This is a genomic window from Streptomyces sp. NPDC048496, from assembly GCF_043200055.1.
Taxonomy (GTDB): Bacteria; Actinomycetota; Actinomycetes; order Streptomycetales; family Streptomycetaceae; genus Streptomyces.
The window spans coordinates 1-26,259 of sequence record NZ_JBICXB010000048.1 but is presented as its reverse complement, the minus strand read 5'-3'; the positions used below and the strand labels follow the sequence as shown (position 1 = coordinate 26,259).

Below are 26,259 nucleotides of genomic sequence, written 5' to 3'. Positions count from 1 at the left end.
ATCGGCAGCCGCGGCGCAAAGAGCGGGATGCGGTGTCCGGCAGGTGAGGAGCGGTGGTCGGGATGCCCGGACGGGCGCACCATGAATCCATGGACCGAGCCCTTGGTGATGTGAGCCCGCCGGGGCGCCTCGCCGGGCCCGGCGAGGGCATCAGCCCGGAGGAACTCGCGCTCGCCGCCCGCAACCACGGTCTGCCGCTGGAGGCGCTGCGCTACGACATCACCCCGCCCGGACTGCACTACGTACTGGTCCACTACGACATCCCCGAGATCCCGGACGGCTCCGCGCAGCTCACCGTGCACGGCAGGGTCCGGAAGCCGCTGGCACTGGATCTGGCGGCGCTGCGGTCGTTCCCGGCCGTCACACTGCGCGTCACGATGGAGTGCGCGGGCAACGGCCGGGCCCGGCTCGTACCGCGGCCGGTGAGCCAGCCGTGGCTGGTCGAGGCGGTCGGTACGGCGGAGTGGACCGGGGTGCCGCTGCGGCTGCTGCTCGCCGAGGCCGGGGTGGAACCGGACGCCGTCGAGGCGGTGTTCTGCGGGGCCGACCACGGTATCGAGCGGGGCGTCGAGCAGGACTACCGGCGGAGCCTGCCGGTGGACGTGGCCACCGGCGACACGCCGGAAGTGCTGGTGGCGTACGCGATGAACGGCGGTCCGCTGCCGCCGCAGCACGGCCGTCCGCTGCGGCTGGTGGTGCCCGGCTGGTACGGCATGGCGCACGTGAAATGGCTTCGGGAGATCCGGCTCACCGAGACCCCGTTCACCGGCTTCCAGCAGACGACCGCCTACCGCTACCGGCAGGAGCCCGACGATCCGGGTGAACCCGTCACCCGGATCGCTCCCCGGGCGCTGATGATCCCGCCCGGGTTCCCGGACTTCATGTCCCGGACCCGTTACGTACGCCCCGGCCGGGTACTGCTCCGGGGCCGCGCCTGGTCGGGGGAGCCGCCGGTCACCCGGGTCGAGGTGAGCACGGACGACGGCCGCTCCTGGTACGACGCCGAACTCGCCCCGCCGGACGGGGACGGCAGGCACACCTGGGCCTGGCAACGGTGGCAGGCGCCGTGGAAGGCGGTGCCCGGCACCTATGTCCTCAGCGCCCGTGCCACCGATGCCGGGGGCCGGGTCCAGCCCCTCACCCAGCCGTGGAACCGCGGCGGCTTCGGCAACAACCTGGTCCAGCGGATCGCGGTCCACTGCGGGCTGGGGTGAGCTCAGACGAGAAGTTTTGTCTTCGCCCGCTGGAACTCCTCGTCCGTGATCGCGCCACGGTCCTTCAGCTCGGCGAGTTTCGCCAGGTCCTCGACGCTGCCGCCGCTGGGTTTCGCCGGGCCGGTCGTTTCACCGGTGGCGGCGGCTTCCCGTACGTACGCCTTGAAGGCGGCTTCCCGCTGCCTGGCTTCCTCGATGTCGCGCTTCCCCATGGATTTACCGCGTGCGATCACGTAGATCAGGACGCCGAGGAACGGCACGACCAGGGCCAGGATCAGCCAGCCCGCCTTGGCCCAGCCGCCGAGGTCGTCGCTGCGGAAGATGTCCGAGATGACCTTGAAGAGGAGGAAGAGCCACATGATCCAGAGGAAGAACCAGAGCATGGTCCAGAAGAGGTTGAGCAGGGGGTAGCTGTCCACGTTCCGCTCCCTGGTCGTCGCGTCGTTCGACTCGTCGCTTCGTCTCGGTGACACAGTCCTGAACGACTGAACCGTAAATCAGTCATATCATCAGATTTCGGCCCCTGCTCGTTGTCGTCCGGACCGTTCCCCAGGGGCCGTTCCCGCGGAGGCGGCGCGGAGTACCGTGGAATGACCGAGGGAGGCGTGTGGCGTATGAGCGCCGCAGATGGGTCCGCCTGGAGCCCGATCGGGGCGATCGGCCGCGTCACCGTGCCGATCCCGCCGAACGGCCCCGGCGAAGTACTGGTGGCCGTACGGGGTGGGTCGGAGGCCTACACCGCATGGTCGGCGACGTCGATCGACAGGGACGTACGCGTCGTTGTCGTCGACTCGGTCTCGGCACGCGGCGTGATCGTCGAACGCCTGCCGTCCTGAACCGCGAACCGACGCCGGGGGTCGACGCCGGGGGACGGTGACAGCGGCGCCGCACCGGGACATCACGTCGAGAAAGGCGTACGGCAGGAGTCCGCTCATGTTGTTCTGGCACGTTCCCGCCCCCAACGAGGCGATGCTCATCTCCGGATCGAAATCGAAACGGCAGACGCAGGACACCCAGTTCCGGATCGTCACCGGTCACGGCAGCTTCGTCGTACCGGTGAAGCAGAAGGTGCGCATGCTCTCCCTGGCGCTGCGCGAGGCGGAGATCACCGAGGACTGCGTCACCCAGCAGGGCATCCGTCTCAACGTCCGCGCCGTCGCCGTCTTCAAGGTCGGTGACGATGCCGTCTCCATCGCGAACGCCGCCCGCCGCTTCCTGTCCGAACAGGACCAGATGGAGGAGCTCGCCGGCCGGATCTTCGCCGGACACCTGCGTTCCATCGTCGGCGGGCTGACCGTCGAGCAGATCATCCGGGAGCGGAACCGGGTCTCCCAGGAGGTCATCGCGGGCAGCCACGGCGAGATGGAGAAGCTCGGCATCGTCGTGGACGCCCTCCAGATCCAGGAGATCGAGGACTCCACCGGCTACATCAAGAACCTCGCCGCCCCGCACGCGGCCGCCGTCGCCAGCCAGGCCCGGATCGCCGAGGCCAGGGCCGACCAGGAGGCGTCCCAGCGGGAGCAGCAGGCCGCGGCGCTCAAGGCCGAGTACGAACGGGACACCGCGATCAAGCGGGCCGGCTTCCGCGCCGAGACCGAGCAGTGCAACGCCCGCGCCGCCCAGGCCGGACCGCTCGCCCAGGCCAGGGCCTCGCACGAGGTCATCGAGGAGCAGACCGCACTGGCCGAGCGGCAGGCGGCGCTGGCCGCGCAACGGCTGGAGGCGGAGGTCAGGCGTCCGGCGGACGCCGAGGCGTACCGGCAGCGCACGCTCGCCGAGGCCGCCCGGGACCAGGCGAAGTTCCAGGCCGACGGCAGTGCATACGCCGAACGGACCGTCGCCCAGGCGCAGGCCGACGCCAACACCGCGCGTGCCGCGTCGCTCCGGGACGGCAATCAGGAGCTGATCGCCGCCAACCGGATCGTGGAGAACCTGCCGGCCCTGGCCGACGCGGCCGCCCGCGGCATGTCGGGGGCCGACCTCACCGTGCTCAACGGCACCAACGGTGTCAACGAGATGGCGGCGGGCGTGGTCAGCCAGGGGCTGGCGATCCTCCACGCACTCCAGCGCGGTGCGAACACGGCGAAGCCGGTGGTCGACGCGAAGCGGGCCCCGCACATCACCGACTCGAACTGAGACCGACCGGCAAATGGGGGGGTGGGAGCGGATGGGCGCAGCCGGATCAGTAAGTGGTCAACCGTCCGTCCCGGATGGCGTAGAGTTGTGTTCACCGACGCGGGGTGGAGCAGCTCGGTAGCTCGCTGGGCTCATAACCCAGAGGTCGCAGGTTCAAATCCTGTCCCCGCTACTGAAGAATCAGGCCCGGCACGCTCTATGCGTGCCGGGCCTGATTCGTGTTTTCCGTCCCCCCTTCGGCCGATGCGGAGTCGCCGTGCGACGCCGCTCCGGCAAGCCTGGGGAGTGGAGTGCGGCACCGTCCGCAGCCAGGCGCGTACCGGGCAGGAGACCGTGGGGCGTATCGGGCAGGAGACCGCAGGAGCCACTGCGCGTACCGGGCAGGAGACCACAGGTGGGGATGGCGGAGAGGCGGCGTGGGGTGCGGGGCGGGGGCGGCAGCCCTTCCCGGCGCTTCGTCCGCGCGCTGCCGGCGCTGTTGATCGTCGCCGGGCTCGTGTTCGACATTCTCACCCCGCCGCCGTTCACCGCCGTGCCGCTGTTCGTGGCGGCCCCGCTGGTCGCCGCACCGTTCTTCGCACGGGCGGGCACCGTCCGTATCGGCGTCGCCTCGCTGCTCTCGATCCTCGTCCTGCGGACCGAGAGCGGCACGGTGCTGCAGGTCGTGCCGTCCCTCGAGGTCGTCACCGTGCTCACCGCCTCGATCCTCGCCTTCTTCATCAACGGAGTCGTAGCGCGCGGCAATGAGCAGCTGGCTTCGGCGCGGGTCATCGCGGAGACCGCCATGCGGGCCGTGCTGCCGGAGCCGAACGACTGGATCGGCGGGCTGCAGGTCGCCGCGCGGTACGAGGCGGCACAGGCGGACGAGTTCGTCGGCGGCGACCTGTTCGCCGTGGTGGACACCCCGCACGGCGTGCGGCTGGTGGTCGGGGACGTGCGGGGCAAGGGGATCGACGCGGTCGAGGCGGTGGCGGTGATCATCGGCGCGTTCCGGGAGGTCGCCGAGCACGAGGCCTCGCTGGAGGGCGTGGCGCAGCGGCTGGAGCGGGCGCTGGCGCGGGAGGGGGAGCGACGCGGCGGGATCGATCCGGTCGAAGGGTTCGTCACCGCCGTACTCGCCGAGATCCCGCACGGTGGCGCCGAGGTGCGGATCGTCAACCGCGGCCACCCCGAGCCGCTGCTGCTCCACCCCGACGGAGGGGTGGAGGTGCTGGCGCCGAGCGTGCCCGCGCTGCCGCTCGGCATGGGGCTGGGGGTGTGGCCGGACCTGGCCGACGCCTGGGGTCTGGCCGCCGGGACGACCCTGCTCGTCTACACCGACGGTCTCTCCGAGGCGCGCGACAGGCATGGGGTGTTCTACGACCCGGCGGCCCGGCTGCGTGGGCGGATCTTCCCCGGGCCCGAGGAGCTGCTGTCCGCGCTGACCGATGACGTACGGCTGCACACGGGCGGTAAGTCCACCGACGACATGGCGCTGGTCGCGGTCGTACGGCCCGCGGAGGGGCAGCCGGAGCGGCGCAGGACCGTGAAGATCGTGGGGCGCGGGCAGGAATGAGGCGCGGCTGCGGTGAGCATACGAGGACGATGCCACTGTGCGTAATCGAAGAGTGCCGCTCTGCATAACGTTTGACGCAACGTCAGAAACGCGGTAGTGACTGAGTCCGCGTCAGCTCGCCCGATTCTGCCCGGTTGTGTCCAGTAAAGTCCAGGCCAAGACCGTGAACGATCAGTGGGAACAGCTTGGAATCAGGCCCGTGTGTCTATTAACGTTCGATAACGCAGCGCGGTCGTCCCAGCCGTCGTCAGTGGCGGCACCGTGCGCGAGCGCCGAATTCCGCAAGGGAACCGGGGAACCACCTACATGGGGTGAATCGGACGCCTGTGTCTCGTGAGAGGCAGAGGAATCCGTAGGAGACCTTCCTGCTCCGAACCCGTCAGCTAACCCGGTAGGCGAGAAGGAAGGAAAGGAGTGCGCCCCCGTGGCGTCCAACAAGCCTGCCCCCGAAGCCCCTTCCCGGTTCGGCTCCGACTTCACCACTGAGTACGCATCCGGGACGGACACCGAGTTCGGCACCGGGTTCACCGCCGAGTTCGGGACCGAAGGCTCCGGAGAGACCGACCGGGACTGGGAGGAATGGAACCCCACCGAGGAGTCCGTCCGCCCCGTACGCGGCAGGCACCGCGTCGCCAAGCAGCGCAACGGGCTCGCCCGTAGCTCCACGGTTCTCGGCGTCGGCGTCATCGCGGCCGTCGGCGCGGGCGGCATGGCCAGCGCACAGAGCAAGCCGCCGGTCTCCATCTCCCTTCCCGATTCCATCGCGGACAAGCTCCCCGACGCCAACTCCCTCCCCGGCGTGGGCGCGCTGTTCTCCGAGGGGTCCGCCACCGACCAGGCCCAGGCCAAGACCGCCGCCGCACCGCTGACCAGCGCGGGCATCACCACTGCCGAGGCCGAGCAGGGTGCCACCGACGCCGGCGAGGCGCTCCGCGCCCGCATCCTCCAGCAGGCCGAGCAGCAGCGGAACGCCGCCGACGCGGAGGCCAAGGCGGCCGAGGAGAAGGCAGCCGCGGAGAAGGCGGCAGCCGAGGCGAAGCAGAAGCAGGACATCGCCGAGTCCAAGGCCGCGGCCGAGAAGAAGAAGGCGGAGGAAGAGGCGAAGGCGAAGGCCGAGGCCGAGCGGCTCGCCAAACTGGCCGCCAGTTACGCCATCCCCACTTCCTCGTACACGATCACCTCGACCTTCGGCCAAGCCGGTTCGATGTGGTCCTCCGGTTACCACACCGGCCTCGACTTCGCGGCGCCGACCGGCACCCCGATCAAGGCCATCCACACCGGCACCATCAAGTCGGCGGGCTGGTCCGGCTCCTACGGCTACCGCACGGTCCTGGAGCTCGAGGACGGCACGGAACTGTGGTTCTGCCACCAGTCGTCGATCGACGTCAGCGCCGGCCAGAAGGTCACCACCGGTGAGACCATCGGCCGCGTCGGCGCCACCGGAAATGTGACGGGTCCCCACCTCCACCTGGAGGTCCACAGCCCGAGCGGCACGGGCATCGACCCGATGACCTGGCTGCGTGACAAGGGCCTCACGGTCTGACCCGATGAACGCGGGCCGGTCCCACCGGCCCGCCACCGATCCCCGGCAGTCCTGACGCTCACCCCCCGACGTCAGGGCTGCCGGTCCGTTTGGCCACGGCTTTCGCGTGCACCATGCATGGAACAGTGGCACCGCTGGAATCCGTTGGGTGGCCCAGGAGCGCGGCGCCGAGATCGCGACCGTCGCCCTGGCCTGGCTCGCCGCCCGTCCGGCCGTAGCCGCCCCGATCGCCTCGGCCCGCACGGTCGAGCAGTTGCCCGCACTGGTGGCCGTCGCCGGCCTCCGGCTGACCGAGCGGGAGCCGGCGGAACTCACCGAGGCGTCCGCCTGACCCGTCACCAGGGATGCCGGGGCGGCCGGTTCCCGTAGCTCTGCTGTCCGTGGGGCGGCTGGTGATACGGCTGCCCAGGGGGCGACAGGTACGGGTTGTGGCCGCCGTACGGCTGGTACTGCTGCGGAACCGGCGCCGGGGCCATGTAGTGCGGGCGCAGACGGCCCGTCGCCTGTGCCGCGTACGCCAGGGCGGGGGCGGCCACGTCCCGGCGCTGCCAGAGATGGTGCAGCAGTTCCAGTTCGCGTGCGGTGAAGTCCGGTTCCGCCGCCCCGCGGCCGGCCCGGCGGCGCAGGAACGCCAGGGACGTGGCGAACGACTCGTACTCGGCGACCGCCCGCGCCGCCGCCTTGCCGCGCGCCCTGGCCTGCGCCTCGGCGTGGCTCCGCACCTGAGCCGCGATCCGGCTGTGAGTGCCGTGGGCGGGGCCGTAGGCAGGGGCGTACCCGTGACCCGGGGCTCCGTACCCCACTTGCGCGTGCTGCCGGCGCGCCAGGTCCCGGGCCAGGCCGCGGGCCCGCATCGAGGAGAGCGCGAGCGGCTCGGCCGGGGTCAGCCAGCCGGCGGCCGCGTACGCGGGCAGCTCGGTCGCCAGGGTGCGCAGCTCCCGCTGGCGCGACCAGATCGCCAGCCAGGTGACCAGTCCGAAGACCGGGACCATGAACACCCCGTACACGACATAGAAACCGTACGGGCCGAACGTCCCCGAACCGTTCCACAGGGCGTGCATGCCCATGGCGAGGACCAGTCCGAGCAGCGGCAGCGTGATGCGGCGGATGCGGTGGCGGCGTGCGCTGAGCGCCGCGAAGCCGAAGCCCAGGCCGGTCAGCACGGTGAAGAGGGGATGCGCGAACGGCGTCATCACCCCTCGTACGAAGAAGGTCGCGGCCGTCACCGACGCCAGGCCCGAGTTGCCGATCTGCTGGTCCTCGCCGAACGCGTTGCCCAGATAGAGGATGTTCTCCGTGAAGGCGAAGCCCGTCGCGGTGAAGCCGGCGACGACGACGCCGGCGACGACACCGCCGAAGTCCCGTCGCCGGAACAGGAAGATCAGCAGGACGGCCGTCGCCTTCGCGCTCTCCTCGACGACCGGCGCTATGACCGTGGCCCCGAGGGTGTCCGCGCTCGCCGGGTCCGCGGTGGCCGTCGCGATCCAGCGGGTCGCGAACGAATTGGCGATGATCGCGACCAGGGCGGCGGCGCATGCACCCCAGGCGAAGGCGAACAGCAGATTCCGCCAGGGTTCGGGTTCGACCCGGTCCAGCCAGCGGAACGCCGTCATCAGGAGCGGGACGGGCAGCACGGCCAGACCCAGCCCGACCAGGAACCCTTCGGTGCCGGTCTGGGCGCGGACCAGGGCCAGGATCACCAGCCCGCACAGCGCGAGCACCGTGAAGACAGCAGCGATACGGAACGTCTTGCTCCGCCAGACCATGCCGACGCGGCGCGGACGGTAGCGCCACTGGCCCCGCTCCGGCACGGCCGCCAGGATCTCGCCGACCCGCTGCTCATCGAGGAGCGGGACGGCCGGCTGCGACTGTTGCTGCTGGACAGACCCGTCGGACACCCCATGACCCTAACGAGGGGGACCGACAGCTGACCATGGGGCGGTGAGGTGCGCGTACCGCCCCATCAGGAAATCCGCAGCTCAGCCACGGGTGAGGACCCAGTCGCGGTGGAAAGGTCAGCTGCGGGCGAAGAGCAGGTCGTGCACGACATGGCCCTTGTCCAGGCCCTGCCCCTCGAACCGGGTCAGCGGACGGAACGCGGGCCGCGGTGCGTAGCCGCCGTCCGCCGCCGTGTTCTCGAACAGGGGGTGCGCGGTGAGCACCTCGAGCATCTGCTCGGCGTACGGCTCCCAGTCGGTCGCGCAGTGGAGCACGGCGCCCGGCTTCAGCCGCTGCGCCGCCAGGTCGAGGAACTCCGGCTGGATCAGCCGCCGCTTGTGGTGGCGCTTCTTGGGCCACGGGTCGGGGAAGTACACCCGCAGCCCGTCGAGTGCGTCCGGCGGCAGCATCTCGCGCAGCAGGATGATCGCGTCACCGTTGGCCACCCGGATGTTGGACAGTCCGTTCCGGTCCGCGAGACCGAGCAGGTTGCCCTGGCCGGGGGTGTGCACATCGACGGCGAGTATGCCGGTGCCCGGGTCGCCGGCCGCCATCTGCGCGGTGGCCTCGCCCATCCCGAAGCCGATCTCCAGCACGACCGGAAGCCCGTCGAACAGCTCGGGCAGGTCGAGGACCGACTGCCCGTCGATGTCCAGGCCCCACTTCGGCCAGAGCCGCTGCAGCGCGTCCTCCTGGCCGGGCGTGACACGGCTGCGGCGCGGCTGGAAGCTGCGGATCCGGCGCTCGTGGTGCGACCCGGCCGGGTCGGCGGCGGGTCCGCCGGGGAAGCGCGGTTCCTGACGCAGCCTGCGCTGCCGCTCGAAGGCTGCGGCGCGCAGAGCGTGGGCCTCGTCGGACTCGGGGGCGGGGTTCAAGGACTCAGACACAATGCCCCGATTCTACGGCGGGCGGCTTCCACCCCGTTCCCTGTGCCCGGAGCAGCGCCCTGCGTGCCACCTCCCGCCCGATGGGCAGCGAGGCCGTCGCGGCGGGCGACGGGGCGTTCAGTACATGCACGGTGTGCGGGGCCTCGCGGATCAGGAAGTCGTCCACCAGCGTGCCGTCGCGCAATACCGCCTGGGCCCTGACACCGGACGGGGCGGGGCGCAGGTCGTCCTCCGTGACCTCGGGCAGCAGCCGCCGGACGGCCGCGGTGAATGCGCTCCTCGACAGCGAACGGTGCACCTCGCCCGCCCCGTACCGCCAGTGTCTGCGTGCGATCTGCCAGGAGCCCGGCCAGGTCAGCGTGGACGCGAGCTCACGCGGGCGTACGACCGGCCAGCCGTACCCCTCGCGGGCCAGCGCGGGCACCGCGTTCGGCCCGACGTGGACGCCGCCGTCATGGCCCCGGGTCAGGTGCACCCCGAGGAACGGGAATGCCGGATCCGGCACCGGGTAGACCAGCCCGCGCACCAGCTCCGGCCTGGCCAGCTCGTAGTACTCCCCACGGAAGGGCACGATCCGCATGCCCGGCTCGTCGCCCGCGAGCCGGGCCACCCGGTCGCAGTGCAGCCCCGCGCAGTTGACCAGGACCCGGGCCCGCACGACGCGGCCGTCCGCTGTCCGCACCGCGACACCCCACGGGCGGCGGTCGATCGCCGTGACCTCCGCCCCGAACCTGATCAGCCCGCCCGCGCCGCGCACCTCGGCCGCGAACCGCTCGGCAACCGCCTTGAAGTCGCACACACCGGTCGTCCCGACCCGGATCGCCGCGAGCCCGCGCACCTGCGGCTCGTACTCCGCGATCCCCGCGGGCCCCAGCTCCCGCACCGGCAGCCCGTGCTGCCGGCCGCGCTGCACCAGGGCGTGCAGCCGGGGCAGCTCGGAGCGCCCGGTCGCGACGATCAGCTTGCCGGTCACCGCGTGCGGAATGCCGTGCTCCGCGCAGAAGTCGACCATCTCGGCGGCGCCGCGCACCGCATAGCGGGCCTTGAGTGAACCGGGGCGGTAATAGATGCCACTGTGGATCACTCCGCTGTTGCGCCCCGTCTGGTGGCGCGCCGGGCCCCACTCCTTCTCCAGCACGGTCACCCGCGTGCCCGGAGCGGTCCGCGTGAGGGCATACGCCGTCGACAGGCCGACGATCCCGCCGCCGATCACCAGCACATCGCAGTCGTACGCCGCGTGAGTCATCACCACGCCACCTCCCACCCCGATAGTGCACTGACCCACTGACATCGCACTCAAACCAGCGGAGGCCAGCGTGGCGCCCAGAATTCCGCCCCCGGCCGCCTGCGCGTCGCCCGGAGGACTCCGCGCGGGCATCCGAGAGGTGCGGGCGCCCCCGGGGAGGCCGCCAAGGGGTGTCCCGTAATCCCTGGCGGGACAGCCCTCAGGTCGGCGCCACCAGCAGCGGCCGTGCCCGCTCGCGCAGCTCGGCGACGCGTGGCTCGTCCCCGTACGGTTCGAGGCGGTGCAGCAGGTCCCGTACGTACTCCGTGGTCCGCGCCGACGAGATGCGGCCGGCCACCTCGACCGCCCGGGTGCCCGCCGCGCAGGCCGCGTCCAGGTTGCCTGACTCAAGCTCGGCGACGGCCGAGACCACCAGCCGCAGCCCGTGCGAGCGCACGAACTCCTCGGTCGGCCGGGACAGCGCCTGTTCGATGAAGCGCCGCACCTGCCGCGGGGCCTTCAGATCGCGGTAGCACTCGGCGGCGTCGGCGGCGAACCTGTCGTACGAGTAGAAGCCCAGCCACGACGGGTCCGCGTCGCCGTCCCGGGAACGCTCCAGCCAGCTCTCGGCGGCCTTCAGCGCGGCCCCCGCGGCCGCGGCGTCGCCCGCCTTCGCATGGGCCCGCGCCTCCACCAGCCGGAAGAAACTCATGGTGCGGGCGGTGGCGAGCCCGCGGTTGCGTTCGACGGCCGCCTGCGCGAGGTCGACCCCCTCGTCGGCGAAGCCGCGGTAGGTCGCCTGCAGCGACATCGACGCGAGGACATAGCCGCCGAGCGGCACGTCGGCAGCCGCCCGCGCGAGCCGCAGCGCCTGGATGTAGTAGCGCTGGGCGGCCTCCTGCTGCCCGGTGTCGAACGCCATCCACCCGGCGAGTCTGGTCAGCTCGGAGGCGGCGCCGAAGAGCGCCCGGCCCACCTCGTCGCTGTACGAGCCGAGGAGCAGCGGCGCCGCGTCCACCCGTAAACACTCCGGGACCATGGAGGAGCGCCAGTCGCCGCCGCCGTACTTGGAGTCCCAGCGGCGCGCGTCCTGGGCCGCCTCGCGGAGTTTGGTCACATCGCTGTGGCCGACGCGCAGCGGCGAGACGTCGTTCACGGAGTCCGGTCCCGGCTGTACGGGAATGCCGGACGCGCCGCCCGGCGCACCCGGCGGTGGCTGTGCACCGTGCGCGCCCTGCGTGCCGAGGATCGCGGCCTCGGCCGCCGACGAGTCGCGTGCCACCGACGGGTCGGCGGGGGTTATCAGCCAGCGCGACGCGGGCGTCGCGTACGCGCTCACCGAGAACGAGCCCGCCAGCGACTGCCAGATTCCGCCGCTGCCCGCCCGGCGCCCGGCCAGATCCAGCCGGTAGAGCTCGGTCGCCGAACGCACCGCCTCGCCCACGTCGCGCGGGAAGGACAGACCTACCTCGGGCGCCGGATCCGCGTCCGCGAGCCCGATCTCGTGCAGCGGGACCGGCCGGCCGAGCTTGGCGCCGATCGCCGCGGCGATGAGATGGGGCGCGGCACCCTGCGGCACCATGCCCTTCGAGACCCACCTCGCGACCGAGGTCTTGTCGTAGCGAAGTGTCAGCCCGCGCTGTGCCCCGAGGTCGTTGACCCGCCGGGCGAGCCCGGCATTGCTGATTCCCGCGAGGGCGAGAACGGTTCCGAGCTTCTCGTTCGGCCCGCGTTGCTCCCTGGACATGCGCCACCCCTCGACACACAGACGGCAGCCGCGTCACCGGGGAGGCGCGCGGCATTCGTACCGTGTTCTCCCCAGGGACGGGCCCCGGCACTCCGGCCGCACACGCATGTGGCCGAGCCCCGAGGAATATGCCTCCTGCCGAGAACCTCAGTGAACCCAGCGTAGTTCGTCGCATCCCTACCGTTAAGGGGCAGACGTCCGTATGGCGGGATTGTTGTCCGTACGGACGATCGGCGTACGGGGGCGGTCCCGCCGCGGCGGTCCGGTCGCCCTGCCGGACCTGCCCGGACGCCGCTCCGGACCCCGCCGGGCGAGCCCCCCACGTGCTCCTGTCGTGTGGCCGTGCGCCCGGCCGTGCGCTCTGGCCCGGCCTGCGGGGGAGCGCTTCCATGGGTGCTGCGTGGGTCGGCCCACTGCACTGGACTCAGTGGGCTGGGGGACACTGCCGCCTCATTCCCCGCAGGCGGCGGACCGGTCCGGGAGGCGAACCACGTCTCCCGGACTGTGCGTTCGGCGGGCCGCCGGAGCGGACCGGGGCCGGCGTGAGGGGGCCGGTACGGGAGCGACAGGGGGTCGTCGCGGAGCCGGTCGGGCGACCTCGTGGCAAAGCGGGACGGAACGGGAAGCCGTGCGCACAGGGAATCGGTTCCGGCGCTTGTCGTGCTCTCCGAGAATGGCCGAATGACGTCGGTCCATGGTGGTTGGGTCGGGCGATTCGCGGACACCCGGCGGACTGCCGGTCCGCGGTCGACGGGCGGTTCGGGGGCTGGCCGGATTTCGGCCGGTACGACCCGGGGCGACGGGGAAGGCAACAAGCGGAACCTGTAAGTCCGTTGTGGCGTCCCGCAGTGCGTGGGGATCGGGCACCCCCGGCCCGCCCTCCGGCTTTTGCCAGGGGCGCATGCGCTTGCGACGTGCGCCCTCCGTAGCCGCTCCTGCGCGCCGTTGTCGTGGCAGCATGTTCCGCAACGGCGCTGCATGTTCTCGCAGTTCTCCCGGTATGAACCAGGTGCGCCGTTTTGTCCACAGCCTGTGGAGGCGGCGATGCGTTGGTTGGTGGGGTGGAGCAGTATCGCCGCGAGCTTCGGCACGGTCGGCGCGGTCGGCGCAGCCGACGAGGGAGGCACGGTGCACCCTGTGGGCTCCCAACTCCTGTGGGGCGATCCGGATCCGCTCTGGGCGGTCGGCGACTGGCGCCCCGACGAGATCCGGATCGCCTCGATCGAGACCGCCGAAGGCGCACCCACCGCGCACCTCGCGGTCCTCGGCTGCTGCAGTGCCACCGACGAGCAGCTCCGGCGCGGCCTCCTCGCCGCCCGCGGCGGCGCCCTGCGCCATCTCACCGCCTGGCCGGGCAGCTACACGGCCGTCGTCCGGATCGGCCGGAGGATCACCGTCGTCGGGGACCTCGCCGGAGCCCGCCCGGTCTTCTACACGCCCTGGGCGAGCGGTACGGCGTACGCGACCGCCGCACTCCCGCTCGCCGACCTCATCGAGGCGCAGCTGGACATCGGGCACCTGGCCGCACTGCTCGCCTGCCCCGAGACGCCGGAGGCGCTGCGCGACGGCACTCCGTACGTGGGTGTGAAGCGCATCCCGCCGGGGCACGCGCTCATCCTCCGCGAGGGCTCCCGCGAGATCACCGGGTACGAGCCGGTCGCCTCCCTCGCCGTCGCCGCCCCCCAGCTCGACCCGGTGAGCGCGGTGGACGGGGTGCGCGACGCGCTGCTCGAAGCGGTACGCGCCAGGCTCATGGCCCCCCGCCACGCGCCCGAGACCCTGCCGCCCGACCCCGGACCGGTTCCCGGCATGGGGCCCGCCGAACGCCGCGCCGCCCGCGGCGCGCCCGTCCCCGGCATCGGCGCCGACCTGTCCGGAGGCAGCGCCTCCGCCACCCTCGCTCTGCTCGCCGCGGGTCTGCCCGGACTGCCCGGCACCCTCCTCGGCCACGGCACGGGCGCGGGCGAGCGGCTGCTCGCCGTCACCTTCAACGACCTCACCACCCGCGACCACGAGGACGAACTCGAACGCGCCGCGGTCATCGCCGCCGACCCGCGGCTGCATCACGTCGTCGTCGCCGCGGGCGAGGACGCGCTGCCCTACGCCGACCTGGGCAGCGGCCCGCTCACCGACGAACCGGCCCCGTCCCTCGTCGTCGCCGAACGCCACCGCAGACGCCTCGCCGCGGGCAGCGCCGACCACTTCGTCGGCGACGGCGCCCGGCAGGTCCTCGACGCCCACCCGGCCCGCCTCGCCGACCTCCTGATGGACCGCCGCCGACGGCATCTGCTGCGCCCGGTCGCCGCCTTGGCCAGAGCCGAAGGACCGTCCGCACACTCGCTGTTCGTACCGCTGACCGTCTACCGCGCGGCCCGCCGCCTGGCCCGTACGTCATACCGGGCGGGTCTCGAAACGGCAGCCGCCCGGCTTCCGGACGCCAACCGCCGCACGCCCGACCTCGACACCCCCGCCGACGCCTCGCTCGCCGCACTCACCTGGTCGCGGCCGGGGCCCGCCGCCCGCTGGCTGACCGGGGAGGCGCTCGCGGAAGTGTCGGTGCGCCTCCAGGAGGCGGCGATCCGCCCCACTTCGGTCCAGCGTCCCGGCGAGGCCCGGGCCCGCGCCGCGCTCGCCCGGCACGCCGCCGGCCACCGGATCCTGGAACAGGCCGCCGAGATCCGCAGCCAGCGGCTGCACGCCCCGTTCCTCGACAACCAGGTGGTACGCGCCGCCCGCGCCCTGCCCGAATCGCTCCGCGTCCAGCCGGGTGCCCGCGCCGCCGTCCTGCGCCGCGTTCTCGCGGGCGCGGGCATCCACGAACTGCCGCCGGGCTGGGGCACCCCTTCCCAGGCGACCTCGACCGCGGTCAGCCGCACCGGTCTGCGCACCGCTCTCCCCGACCTGATCGCCCTCTTCGACGCACCGCTGCTCGCCGACGCGGGCCTGATCGAGGCCCGGGTCGTACGGAAGGCCCTGCGCGCGGCCTCCGAGGGCGAACCGCTGCCCCTGGACGGCCTCGCCGACCTGGCCGCCACGGAGCTCTGGCTCCGCCGTCTCGTCTCCCGCCGCGGCACCTGCTGGACCGGTACGGCGGCGCCCCGCCGGCGCGCGGTGGCGGGTGGAGTGGTCCCGGCCCGCCGCACCCTGCAACGCTGACCGCCACCCGATACCCGACGTCGTTCCCCGCAACGCTGACCGCCACCCGATACCCGACGCCGCTCCCGGCCGCCGGAATCCCGGCGCACGCGGCCGGTGCCGCGGGCCACAATGACCGGGTGCGGTACCTGATCCTGGGCGTCACCGAGGCGCGAGACGAGCACGGCGGCACGCTGCCCGTCGGGGGCACGCGGCTGCGCGCCCTCCTTGCCGCGCTCGCCCTGCGCAAGGGCCGCCCGGTCCCGGTCGCCGATCTGGTCGACGACGTATGGGCGGGCGATCCTCCGTACGACGCGTCCGCCGCGCTCCAGGCGCTGGTCGGCCGGCTGCGCCGGGCACTGGACCGGACCGCCGTCACCAGCACTCCCGGCGGCTACCGCCTGGCAGCCGCCCCCGACGACATCGACCTGCATGTGTTCGAGCAGCTGTCCCAGCGGGGAGCGGCCGAACTGGAGTCCGGGGACCCGGAGGCGGCCGCCGCGACGCTCCGTACGGCACTCGCCCTCTGGCGCGGACCCGCCCTGGCCGACCTGCCCGAACGCGACCACGGCAGACGCCCGGAGGCCCACCGCCTGACCACCCTCGAACGCCGTATCGAGGCCGACCTGCGGCGCGGGGGAGCCCTCACCCCCGTCGCCCTCGTGCCGGAACTCACGGAGCTCACCACCGCCCATCCGTACGACGAACGCTTCCGTGCGCAGCTGATCCGGGCCCTTTGCGCGGAGGGCCGTCAGGCGGACGCGCTGACCGCGTACGAGGAGGCGCGCCGGGCGCTGGCGGACGGCCTGGGCGCGGACCCGGGGAGCGAGCTGCGGGCACTCCACCAGGAGCTGCTGGCAGCGACTGAGCCGACGGCGACTGCGGGTCGGGGTGCCGTGGGCGCCCCCACCACCGACGACCCCCAGCCCCCGGAGCCCGCGCCGCTGCGCGGCAACCTCCGCCCCCGCCTCACCTCGTTCGTCGGCCGCGAACCCGAACTCCGGGCCATCCGGGCCGATCTGGCCGGCTCCCGGCTGGTGACCCTCACCGGCCCCGGTGGTTCGGGCAAGACCCGCCTGGCGGAGGAGTCCGCCCACACTGTTCGCGCCACCGTGCCCGCCCCCGACACCGACGCCTGGATCGCCGAGCTCGCCCCCGTCGAGGACCCCGCCGTCGTCCCCGGAGCCGTACTCACCGCTCTCGGCCTCCGCGAGACGAACCTCCTCCTGGACAGCGGCCGCGACAGCCAGCCCCTGCGCCGCGACCCGACCGAGCTCCTCGTCGAGCACCTCGCGCACCGGACCCGCCCCGGCTCCCGCCCCTTCCTGCTCATCCTCGACAACTGCGAGCACGTCATCGACGCGGCCGCCGCCCTCGCCGAGACCCTGCTCACCCGCTGCCCGCGCCTGCGCATCCTCGCCACCAGCCGTGAACCCCTGGGCGTCCCCGGCGAATCGGTTCGCCCCGTCGGTCCGCTCCCGGCGGACCGCGCCCACCGCCTTTTCGCCGAGCGCGCCCGCGCCGTACGTCCCGACTTCGACCCCGAGCCCGGCAGCCAACGGGACGCCGTCGCCGAGATCTGCCGCCGCCTCGACGGACTTCCGCTGGCCATCGAACTCGCCGCGGCCCGACTCCGGATGCTCGGCCCGCGCCAGATCGCGGACCGCCTCGACGACCGTTTCCGCCTGCTGACAGGCGGCAGCCGCACCGTGCTGCCCCGCCAGCAGACCCTCCGCGCGGTCGTCGACTGGTCCTGGGACCTCCTCGACGACGCGGAACGAACCGCTCTGCGTCAGGTCTCCGTCTTCGCGGGCGGCTGGGACCTGACCGCGGCCGAAGCCGTCATCACCGCGAGCCCCGGGGGCACCGCCGCCGACCTCATCGCCACCCTCGTCGACAAGTCCCTCGTCGCCGCCGCCCCGACCCCCACCGGCGAGATGCGCTACCGCCTCCTGGAGACCATCCACGAGTACGCCACCGAGCGCGCCGCCGAGACTCCCGAGACCCTGGTTGCCGCCGAGAGCGCGCACACCGCATACGTCACCGCGCTCGTCGAGGAGGCCGAACCCCGGCTGCGCTCCGGCGAACAGCTCCCCTGGATCCAGCGCCTGGAGACGGACCTCGACAACATCCGCGCCGCCCTCACCCGCACCACCGTCGCCCACGTCTGCGAAGCGGACGCGACACGTCTCGTGCTCGGCATGGGCTGGTTCTGGTGGCTGCGCAATCTCCGCAGCGAGGGCCTCGCCTGGACCGAACGGACCCTCTCACTCGGCAACGACCCCACCGACCCCACCGATCCCCGCTACTGGCCCCGGATGGAGCTGCGCATGCTGCAGTTGTTCCTCGCCGTGGAGAGCCGGGCGTCCGACGACGTCCCTGACGACGACCGCTTCCAGGAGCTTGTCCGCACGGTGCGGGACGCGTTCCGCACGCCGGGCCCGCGTTCCGCCCGCTTTCCCGGGCTGCTCTGGCCCATGACCTCGTACCTGATCCGCCAGGAGGTCGCCACCCGGGACATGTTCGATGCGGCGCTCGCCAACACCCGGCTGCATGGAGGCACCTGGGAGTACGGCGTCACGTTGATGTTCCGCACCCACATGATCGTCGACATGCCCGGTGGCATGCCCGGAGTCGACGACGACCTCGCCGAACTACGCGGGCTGGCCCGCAGCAACGGCGACCGCTGGATGCGCGCCCAGTCCGCCGGCGCCGCCGCGGAGGCGGGCATGATGCGCGGACGGTACGAGGAGGCGCGCGCGGCCTACGAGGAGGCGCTGCTGCTCGCTCGCGAGGTCGGGGCCCACGCCGAGGCACCGTTCCTGCTGGCCCGCCTGGCCGATCTCGCCTACCGGACCGGTGACACGGCAGCCGCCGAGCGCAGCCTGGACGAGTCCGCGGCGGAGGCGGAGCGCTACCAGGTGCACGACGCCGTTGCCTACGTCCAGTGTCTGCGCGGCGTCATCGCCCTGGACCGCGGCGAGATCCCGGAGGCCCGTCGGCAGGTCACCGAGGCGCAGCGCACGGCCGGCCGCGGCAGCCCGCCCGTGCACTTCCTGGCGATGATCGACGGACTGTCCGCCCGGATCGCCGCACGCGAGCCGGAGTCCAGGGGCGGAGGTCCGGCCGTCGGCGTACGCGGACTGACCGGCGCCCTCCGCATGGCGTGGGACGCCCGGTGCGCCGAGGTCGTCACCGGGTTCCTGGCGCAGAGCGCGGCGCTCCTGCTCCCGGCGGTCGGCTTCACTGCCGCCGGCGTACGAGTCCTGGCGGCCGCCGGGACGTGGCGGCTCCCCGGCTCCCTGACCGGGAGGGAACGGGCGGAAGCGGAGGAGCTCGGACGTCAGGCGCGCGAGGAACTGGGCCGGCAGCTGTACGAGTCCGAGCGCGCCGCGGGCACCCCGCTGACCGTCGACGACGTCCTCGAACTCCTGACCCGCATCGCCGCGGAGCTCCCCGGCGCCGAGGAGAGCGGCTCGGATCCCCACATCGGTTCCGACGGGAACAGCCCTGGCCCGCGGATCAGCGGCAGCTGATCCGCGACTCCGCCCAGTCGGCCGGCACCACCCCGCCGAACGGGGCCGCCGGTTCCACGACGAGCCGGATCCGCTGCTGCCCCGCGATACTGATCCCCATGGGTACGGCGGGATCCGTGCCGTTCATCAACGGGGACTGCCACAGCTGCACCCCGGCACCGGTGAACACGGAGAAGCGCACCGAGCCGAGCCCCGCCGCCAGATCGTCGACCCCGCCGGCACTGCTTCCGCCGTCCCGCTGCATCGGTACGGCGTCATGCGGTTCCGCTCGTGCGGTTCCGCTCATGCGGCCCCGGTCACGCAGGGCGCGAGCGCAGCCCCTCCAGCAGGATGTCCAGCAGTCGGTCCGAAGCGGCAGCCTGCTGAGCCGCATCCGGCAGGACGGGCGCCGCCGTCGCGATGACCAGCAGCACATCCGCCACCGTCACATCACGCCGCAGCTCACCCGCCGCCCGCGCACGGTCGACCAGCCGGCCCACGACCTCCAGCAGCTCGGCCGTGCCCGCGCCCTCGTCCGAGAGCCCGTCGTCGGCCTCCGGGTGCCGGTCGACGACCCGGAGGCCGACCTGCCCCGCCCCCTGTCGCTGATGAGGAACCCGCGCCTCATCCCGGACATCGCCAGAGCCCGCAGCCGAGGCCGCGCCCACGTCCTGCGCAACTCCCGTGTCCCCGACCACCGTCGAGTCGTCGGCATCGACCCCGACCCGCAGCACCTGCGGCGGCAGCAGCCGCCCCGCGCCCGAGGCCACGGAGGTCCGCAGGAAGCGCGAGAGCGCCGACCACGGCTCGTCCTCCTGCCCCAGCGCGGTCCGCGCCTGGTCGGTCAGCCGGGAGGTCTCCTCCTCGGCTATCCGGCGCACCAGCACGTCCTTGCTCGGGAAACGCCGGTACACCGTGCCGACCCCGACCCGGGCGCGGCGTGCCACGTCCTCCATCGGAGCCCCGTACCCCAGCTCGCCGAACACCTCGCGTGCGGCTCGCAGTACATGTTCCAGATTCCGCTGCGCGTCCACGCGCAGCGGCGCCGAGCGGCCGGCGGTGGAGCCGGAGCCCACAGTCGCTCCCACCGTGCTCACGGTACCGACTGTGCCGATGTGTCCGTTTCCGTTGGACGAGACAGCGGCAGTCTGCCAATGCGAATCCTGAATGTGCATAACTTTCCCCCGGTTATGACGTCTCCCCCCGGAGACTTCCCGCCGTGTCGGTCGGGGAGTGGATCATCATCCCAGCCCGACACCCCGACGACATACGAACATAGTTGAGCCCGGGTCAATTCAGAAGGGGGCAGTTCCGCACGGTAGGCCCCCCGATCGGAGCAAGGACCGGTTGATTCCTGATTCCGCCCCTCTCCGCCACCCCCACTGCAACGTCTGACCTGCGCAGCGTCCGTATTGCCCCGAAGGCCGGCCCCACCGGCCCATCCAGAACCTCCGGTCACACAGTTTGCCGGGGCTGTGGACAAATACCTGAGCACGTTGCGTCATGGGGAGGTGATGGCTTCAGATTCCCGGGGGACACCCCCCGGCCCGCCGCCGGGTGTGCGCATCCTCGTCATCGGCGGCGGCTACGTCGGGATGTACACAGCGCTGCGTCTCCAGCGGAAGCTGAAGCAGAGACTCAAGTCCGGCGAGGCCGAGATCGTCGTCGTCGCGCCCGAGCCCTACATGACGTATCAGCCGTTCCTGCCCGAGGCGGCCGCAGGCTCGATCTCGCCGCGCCATGTCGTCGTACCGCTCCGCCGCGTGCTGGCGCAGTGCACGATCGTCATCGGCGAGGCGCAGCGCATCGACCACGCCAAGCGCACCGCGACCGTCGCCACGCTCACCACCGGCGAGGACGGGACCGGTGCCCTGGAGATCCCGTACGACGAGATCGTCATCGCACCCGGCACCGTCTCGCGCACCCTCCCGATCCCCGGCCTCGCCGACCACGGCATCGGCTTCAAGACCATCGAGGAGGCCATCGGCCTGCGCAACCACGTCATCGAGCAGATGGACATCGCCTCCGCCACCCGCGACCCGGCCATCCGCGACGCCGCCCTCACCTTCGTCTTCGTCGGCGGCGGCTACGCGGGCGTGGAGGCGCTCGCCGAACTCGAGGACATGGCCCGCTACACCTCGCGGTACTACCACAACATCAAGGCCGAGGACCTGAAATGGATCCTCGTCGAGGCGTCCGACCGGATCCTGCCGGAGGTCGGCGACGACATGGGCAAGTACGCCGTACGGGAGTTGCGCGGCCGCAATATCGACGTACGCCTCGGCACCCGGCTGGACTCCTGCGAGGACCGGGTCGCCGTCCTCAGCGACGGCTCCCGCATCCCGACCCGCACGCTCGTGTGGACCGCAGGCGTCAAGCCCGCCCCGATCCTCACCGCCACCGATCTGCCCCTCACCGAGCGCGGCAGGCTTCGCTGCACCGCGCAGCTCACCGTCGAGGGCACCGAACACGCCTGGGCCGCCGGGGACGCCGCGGCCGTTCCCGATCTGACGGCCGGTGAAGCGGGCAAGGAGACCGCGCCCAACGCCCAGCACGCGGTGCGCCAGGCCAAAGTCCTCGCCGAGAACATCCTCGCGGCGATCAGCGGCGAACCGCTCAAGGAGTACCGGCACAGCTACGCGGGCTCCGTCGCCTCGCTCGGCCTCCACAAGGGCGTCGCCCATGTATACGGACGCAAGCTCAAGGGCCGTCCGGCCTGGCTGATGCACCGTACGTACCACCTGAGCAGGGTCCCGACCTTCAACCGGAAGGCCCGCGTCCTTGCCGAATGGACCCTCGCCGGACTCTTCAAACGCGAGATCGTCTCCCTCGGCTCGCTGGAACACCCGCGCGCCGAATTCGAACTCGCCGCCGGGGGCAGACGTACCGGGGACGACGGTCCGCCCAAGCAGGATGGCTGACTGTCAGTACGGTCCGTCACACTGGACGTGTGACCATAGGTTGGTCCACACCTGTACAGAGTGACCCGGCCGACTGTGACCAACAGTGACCAGTACGACGAGGCCCGGCTGCGCCTCACCTCACCGGGGGGCCGGCCCCCGGTGCCCCCGACCCCGGCGGAAGAGAGCCGGTAGCAGAACCGGCAGAGGAAGCAGCCCGCCCGAGCGGACCAGACCGACACACGAGGCCAGAATTTCCGTGAACTTCACGCGTTGGAGCGCCCGCCTACCAGGAACGCAGCGTCGCGCCGCCGCCCGGGACGGCCGCAGTTCAGTGCCCGCGGCCCGCGGCGAGCACGCCGGGGCCGGGCCAGGGTCCGCCGCACCGGACGGAAACACCCCCAAGGCCTTCGGAGAGGTCTCCGAACCGGCCCCCGGACCCGCGCTGGAGGATCTCTCCGCCCGCGAGCTCCTCGGCCGGCTGCCCGCCCCGGTCGCCCTGGTGTACGGCCCCGACCACCGCATCGCGTACGTCAACGACGCCTACGCCACAGCCTTCGGTCCCCGCCCCACCGGCGCCACGGCGGCCGACGCGATGCCGGAGCTCGACGAGCTCAGCCTGCTGCCCCTCATGGACCAGGTCCTGCGCAGCGGCACGCCCCGTACCGTCAAGTCCCGCAAGGTCCGCAACGGCAGCTCGTACACCGTGACCTGCACCCCGGTCGCCACGCCCGCCGCCCACGGCAAGCAGGACGGCAGCGGAAGCAGCAAGGGGAGCGAGGGCGGTGTTCTCGTCCACGCGGCCGACGTCACCGACCACGCCGAAGCGGCCGAGCGCCTCCGCACCAGCGAGCGCCGCCACCGGGAGACAGCCGTCACCCTCCAGCGCTCCCTGCTCCCGCAGGAGCTGGAGCACCCCGACGACCTGCGGATCGCCGCCACGTACCAGCCGGGCGGCACGGACGCGGCGGTCGGCGGCGACTGGTACGACGTCATCACCCTCGGCGCGGGCCGCACCGCGCTCGTCATCGGGGACGTGATGGGCCGCGGGGTGCGTGCCGCCGCGGTGATGGGCCAGCTGCGCACCGCCGTCCGCGCCTACGCCCGACTCGACCTCCCGCCGCACGAGGTGCTGCAGCTGCTCGACGGTCTCGCCGCCGAGATCGACGCCAGCCAGATCGCCACCTGCGCCTACGCGGTCCACGATCCGAACGAGGACCGGCTCGTCTACGCCTCCGCCGGCCATCTCCCGATCCTCGTACGCGACGAGGACGGTTCGGTGCGCCGTGCCGAGGACCCGACCGGACCGCCGCTCGGCACCGGGGGCTGGATCCACACGTCGGGCACGATCGCGCTGCCGCCCGGCTCCACCGCCGTCCTCTACACGGACGGTCTCGTGGAACGCCGCAGCGAGGACATCGACGAGGGGGTCGCGGCCCTGGAGCGCGCCCTCTCCGGCGCCAAGGGATCACCGCAGGTGGTCTGCGACCGTCTCATCCGCTCCCTCGGGGTCACCGCCGAACACGACGACGACGTGGCGGTGCTGGTGGTCCAGCACCCCGCCCGCACGGGGGCGAACGCGGAGCTGTTCCACAACGCCTCGCTCGATCTCCTCGGCGGCATCGAAGCGGCCCCGCGCGCCCGCGCCTTCGCCACCGGCGTCCTGACGTCGTGGCGGTTCCCGGTGGAACTGCGCGATCTGGGCGTCCTCGCCGCCAGCGAACTGGTGGCGAACTCCCTCCAGCACGGCACCCCGCCGATGCGCCTGGGACTGCGCCGCACCGACCGCCGCCTGATCATCGAGGTGACCGACGGCGACGACCACCTGCCGCGCCGCCGCCGCGCCGAGCCGGTGGACGAAGCGGGCCGCGGTATCTCCATCGTCGCGACGATCGCCTCGTCCTGGGGCAGCCGCCGCACACCCGGCGGCGGCAAAGCGGTCTGGTGCGAGTTCGCGCTGCCTCAGTGAGCGGCAGCAGAAGCCGCGGCTGAAACCGCAGGGGCCGCAACGGGGGCGGTCGCCGGCTCGGCCGTCGCTGTGGCTGTCGCTTCGGCGTCCGGCACCGACGCGGCCACCACCCGCGACGGCACCACCGCGAGCGAAGGCTGATCCTGTACGGGGGTGAGCCGACGCCCCAGCCGCAGTGCGAGCACCGTGATGCCCAGCGAGAACAGCACGAACGTCACGATGTACGGCCCGTGCAGCGAGGCCCCCATCGGCCCGCCCACGGCCGGACCGACCGCCAGCGCGAGCTGCTTGACCAGGGCGAAGGCCGAGTTGTACTGACCGACCATCGACTCCGGTGCCAGATCGGCGACCAGCGGCGCGACCGTCGGCGACAGCATCGACTCACCGAGTCCGAACAGGGCGTACGTGGAGATCAACGCGGCCGTCGCCATGGTCTGGCTGCCGTGCCCGAGCCCCGCGTAACCCGCCACGATCCAGGCGACCGCCCAGATCAGCCCGACCGCGGCAATGACCCGGCTGCGCTTGCGACGCTCCACCAGCCGCAGTACGACGAATTGCGCCACGACGATGACCGCGGTGTTGGCGGCCAGCGCGATGCCCAGCGTCGACGGCTCGATCCCGGCAGCCTCGGTGCCGTACGCCGCAAGACCGGACTCGAACTGTCCGTAGCAGGCGAAGAACAGCACGAAGCCCAGCACACACAGCTGCACCATCGCCCGGTGCGAAAGCAGCATCCGCAACCCGCCCTTCGCGGCGGACCCGTCGGTGGGCCTGGCGTCCGCGAGCATGGGGGAACGGGGCATCCGCACCGTCACCGCGACGACACCGAGCACGATGAACATCGCCGCCTCGATCAGGAACAGCAGCGTGAAGGTCTCCGGCCGGCTCGTGTCGACGATCTGCCCGCCGACCAGACCACCGATGCCGAGCCCCAGGTTCTGCAGGAAGAACTGCATCGCGAAGGCGCGCGTACGGGTGGCGGCGCCGGAGCACTGGACGAGCATCGTGGCGAGCGCCGGCGACATGACGGCCGTGCCCGCACCGAGGACGGCGGCCGACAGCACGGCGGCCGACACGTTCGACGAAAATCCGAGGGCCGCGGCGCCCACGGACGCCACCACGGCGGCGACGATCAGTACCGGCATCGGACCCCGCCGGTCGATGGCCCGCCCGGTGAACGGCAGGACTGCCAGCGCTGCCATGGCGAAGACGGCCAGCACGACTCCCGCCGTACCGGCGCCCAGATCCCGCACCTGTGCCACATAGACGTACAGATACGGAACGGTGAACCCCACACCGAACGCGCTCAGCGCGCTCCCCAGCTGGATCCGCCGCAGCGCTGCGCCCATTTCCCTGGTCACACTCACCTACCTCAAGCTCACGAAGGACTCACGTCCAAAGACTTCAACAGTAAAGTTAGAAGCTCAACAGTACAGACCGAAGGACTTCGACGCCAATGAAAGGCGTGCCATACTGCCCGCCATGTCTGACACCACCGAGCCCTCCGGCCTCCAGGAGCCGAGCCTCGACGAACAGATCGCCGCCTATCAGCGCGAGTTCCGCGATCTGGATCCCCAGGTCGAGCAGGTCGTCTCGGCCCTCGGCCGGCTGAACCGCCGCATGAACGTCGGGTACGGACGCCAGCTGGCCGACCTCGGCATCAGCAACACCGAGTGGGAGGTCCTCAAGACCCTCGTCGTGGCGGGCTCCCCCTACCGGCTGGGCCCGGGGGAGCTGGCCAAGCGCCTTGGTCTCACCCCGGCGGCGATGACCCACCGCATCGACCGCATGGCGAACGAGGGCCTGGTCACGCGGGACAGGGACGAGAACAACCGCGTACGCGTCATCGTCGAACTGACCGATGAGGGGCGTACGAAGTGGCTGGAGGCGATGCGCATGGCATCCGCCTTCGAGGAGGACCTGCTCCAGGACCTCTCGGGCGAGGAGCGTGGAGCCCTCGGCGGGATGCTGATCCGCCTCCTGCGCAGGGTCGAGCACACCCAACCGGACGCCGGCGGCCGCCTCACGGACCTGGACTGACCCGCGCGGGGCGAGCGGGGAAAACGGCTTGACCTGGCGGGGTTGACACGCCCCCTGTCGTTCCGTAAATTTCTCCAAGTTGTCACGGAGCCGGAACGGGTCTGTGGCAGCCGATCCCGCCGCGAATGCGGCAACCAAACTCTGCGCGACCTCCCGTCCGGGATGATTTCGGCATGCCGGAATTCATTTCGAAGGTTCGATTATGAATGGCCGGGAAAAACCGCTAAAGTTTGGGACGTCGGAACGGCTCAACGGCCGGGAAGACGAAACCCGCTGACTGGGAATCAGGCCCGAAAGGATCTGATAGAGTCGGAAACGCCGGAAAGGGAAACGCGAAAGCGTAGAACTGGAAAGCGCAGCAACAAATCTTCTGCTTCGCAGAGGGCCCGCTTCGACCGGGAATCGGACACGAAAGAGTCTGATAGAGTCGGAAACGCAAGACCGAAGGGAAAGCC

17 protein-coding genes, 1 tRNA gene, 2 pseudogenes and 1 riboswitch are annotated in these 26,259 nt (G+C 72.0%); of the genes and pseudogenes, 12 read left to right on the top strand and 8 right to left on the bottom strand.

Translation table 11 applies throughout. From position 1 onward, the window contains the following. Positions 1-89: 89 nt before the first annotated feature. Positions 90-1,214 (top strand): sulfite oxidase, encoded by a 1,125-nt coding sequence (locus ACGFSA_RS29285; RefSeq protein WP_393309056.1) that lies wholly within the window; start codon positions 90-92, stop codon positions 1,212-1,214. 2 nt (positions 1,215-1,216) lie between these two features. Here ACGFSA_RS29285 and ACGFSA_RS29280 read toward each other — a convergent pair whose 3' ends face one another. Continuing rightward, the gene (locus tag ACGFSA_RS29280; protein ID WP_393309055.1) at positions 1,217-1,633 is read right to left on the bottom strand and encodes an SHOCT domain-containing protein; all 417 of its coding nucleotides are present in this window, start codon (positions 1,631-1,633) and stop codon (positions 1,217-1,219) included. 195 nt (positions 1,634-1,828) lie between these two features. Between ACGFSA_RS29280 and ACGFSA_RS29275 the strand changes: the two genes are divergently transcribed. From ACGFSA_RS29275 to ACGFSA_RS29250, 6 genes and pseudogenes are all read left to right on the top strand, one after another. Continuing rightward, entirely contained in the window at positions 1,829-2,050 is a 222-nt protein-coding gene (locus ACGFSA_RS29275) for a hypothetical protein (RefSeq protein WP_358858281.1), read from the top strand. Positions 2,051-2,147: 97 nt separating this feature from the next. Next, positions 2,148-3,350: an SPFH domain-containing protein gene (locus ACGFSA_RS29270; protein WP_393309054.1), complete on the top strand. Its 1,203-nt coding sequence runs from the start codon at positions 2,148-2,150 to the stop codon at positions 3,348-3,350. Positions 3,351-3,448: 98 nt separating this feature from the next. Then, positions 3,449-3,522: transfer RNA gene (locus ACGFSA_RS29265), tRNA-Met, on the top strand. Positions 3,523-3,750: 228 nt separating this feature from the next. After that, positions 3,751-4,905 carry a PP2C family protein-serine/threonine phosphatase gene (locus ACGFSA_RS29260; RefSeq protein WP_393309053.1) on the top strand — a complete coding sequence of 385 codons (1,155 nt, stop codon included), beginning with the start codon at positions 3,751-3,753 and terminating at the stop codon, positions 4,903-4,905. Between the two features lie 260 nt (positions 4,906-5,165). Then, positions 5,166-5,318, top strand: a riboswitch (cyclic di-AMP (ydaO/yuaA leader). An 11-nt stretch (positions 5,319-5,329) separates the two neighbouring features. Continuing rightward, positions 5,330-6,448: a M23 family metallopeptidase gene (locus ACGFSA_RS29255; RefSeq protein ID WP_393309052.1), complete on the top strand. Its 1,119-nt coding sequence runs from the start codon at positions 5,330-5,332 to the stop codon at positions 6,446-6,448. A 148-nt stretch (positions 6,449-6,596) separates the two neighbouring features. Continuing rightward, positions 6,597-6,779, top strand: a pseudogene (locus tag ACGFSA_RS29250) (aldo/keto reductase); the annotation flags it as partial. A 4-nt stretch (positions 6,780-6,783) separates the two neighbouring features. Here the strand turns inward: ACGFSA_RS29250 and ACGFSA_RS29245 are convergent. The 4 genes from ACGFSA_RS29245 to ACGFSA_RS29230 all read right to left on the bottom strand — a co-directional run bounded on the left by ACGFSA_RS29245 (position 6,784) and on the right by ACGFSA_RS29230 (position 12,245). Continuing rightward, complete coding sequence (locus ACGFSA_RS29245; protein WP_393309051.1) at positions 6,784-8,346, bottom strand: PrsW family glutamic-type intramembrane protease; 1,563 nt, start codon at positions 8,344-8,346, stop codon at positions 6,784-6,786. A gap of 117 nt (positions 8,347-8,463) precedes the next feature. Beyond that, entirely contained in the window at positions 8,464-9,273 is an 810-nt protein-coding gene (trmB, locus tag ACGFSA_RS29240) for a tRNA (guanosine(46)-N7)-methyltransferase TrmB (RefSeq protein WP_393309050.1), read from the bottom strand. Next, positions 9,266-10,522 carry an L-2-hydroxyglutarate oxidase gene (gene lhgO / locus ACGFSA_RS29235; protein ID WP_393309066.1) on the bottom strand — a complete coding sequence of 419 codons (1,257 nt, stop codon included), beginning with the start codon at positions 10,520-10,522 and terminating at the stop codon, positions 9,266-9,268. Before lhgO ends, trmB begins: the two co-directional genes overlap by 8 nt. Before the next feature lie 196 nt (positions 10,523-10,718). Next, positions 10,719-12,245 (bottom strand): sporulation protein, encoded by a 1,527-nt coding sequence (locus ACGFSA_RS29230; RefSeq protein ID WP_393309049.1) that lies wholly within the window; start codon positions 12,243-12,245, stop codon positions 10,719-10,721. Positions 12,246-13,289: 1,044 nt separating this feature from the next. Between ACGFSA_RS29230 and ACGFSA_RS29225 the strand changes: the two genes are divergently transcribed. Continuing rightward, entirely contained in the window at positions 13,290-15,401 is a 2,112-nt protein-coding gene (locus tag ACGFSA_RS29225; protein ID WP_393309048.1) for an asparagine synthase-related protein, read from the top strand. 119 nt (positions 15,402-15,520) lie between these two features. Continuing rightward, a complete protein-coding gene (locus tag ACGFSA_RS29220) occupies positions 15,521-18,916 on the top strand; it encodes a BTAD domain-containing putative transcriptional regulator (RefSeq protein ID WP_393309047.1) in 3,396 nt (1,131 codons plus the stop codon). Here ACGFSA_RS29220 and ACGFSA_RS29215 read toward each other — a convergent pair. Both ACGFSA_RS29215 and ACGFSA_RS29210 read right to left on the bottom strand, forming a co-directional pair. Then, positions 18,903-19,130 (bottom strand): annotated as a pseudogene (locus ACGFSA_RS29215) (NPCBM/NEW2 domain-containing protein); the annotation flags it as partial. The gene ACGFSA_RS29220 and the pseudogene ACGFSA_RS29215 sit on opposite strands and share 14 nt — an antisense overlap. An 82-nt stretch (positions 19,131-19,212) precedes the next feature. Then, positions 19,213-20,070, bottom strand: a complete 858-nt coding sequence (locus ACGFSA_RS29210; RefSeq protein ID WP_393309046.1) for a TetR/AcrR family transcriptional regulator — start codon at positions 20,068-20,070, stop codon at positions 19,213-19,215. A gap of 339 nt (positions 20,071-20,409) precedes the next feature. On the opposite strand from ACGFSA_RS29210, the gene ACGFSA_RS29205 reads away from it, so the two are divergent. Both ACGFSA_RS29205 and ACGFSA_RS29200 read left to right on the top strand, forming a co-directional pair. Beyond that, positions 20,410-21,816, top strand: a complete 1,407-nt coding sequence (locus ACGFSA_RS29205; protein ID WP_393309045.1) for an NAD(P)/FAD-dependent oxidoreductase — start codon at positions 20,410-20,412, stop codon at positions 21,814-21,816. 238 nt (positions 21,817-22,054) lie between these two features. Then, positions 22,055-23,764, top strand: coding sequence for a SpoIIE family protein phosphatase (locus ACGFSA_RS29200; RefSeq protein ID WP_393309044.1), 1,710 nt, complete (start codon positions 22,055-22,057; stop codon positions 23,762-23,764). Here the strand turns inward: ACGFSA_RS29200 and ACGFSA_RS29195 are convergent. Next, positions 23,758-25,113 (bottom strand): MFS transporter, encoded by a 1,356-nt coding sequence (locus ACGFSA_RS29195; protein WP_393309065.1) that lies wholly within the window; start codon positions 25,111-25,113, stop codon positions 23,758-23,760. The two genes, ACGFSA_RS29200 and ACGFSA_RS29195, sit on opposite strands and share 7 nt — an antisense overlap. 133 nt (positions 25,114-25,246) lie before the next feature. Here ACGFSA_RS29195 and ACGFSA_RS29190 point away from each other — a divergent pair, with 133 nt between their 5' ends. Then, complete coding sequence (locus tag ACGFSA_RS29190; RefSeq protein WP_393309043.1) at positions 25,247-25,804, top strand: MarR family winged helix-turn-helix transcriptional regulator; 558 nt, start codon at positions 25,247-25,249, stop codon at positions 25,802-25,804. Positions 25,805-26,259 lie beyond the last annotated feature (455 nt).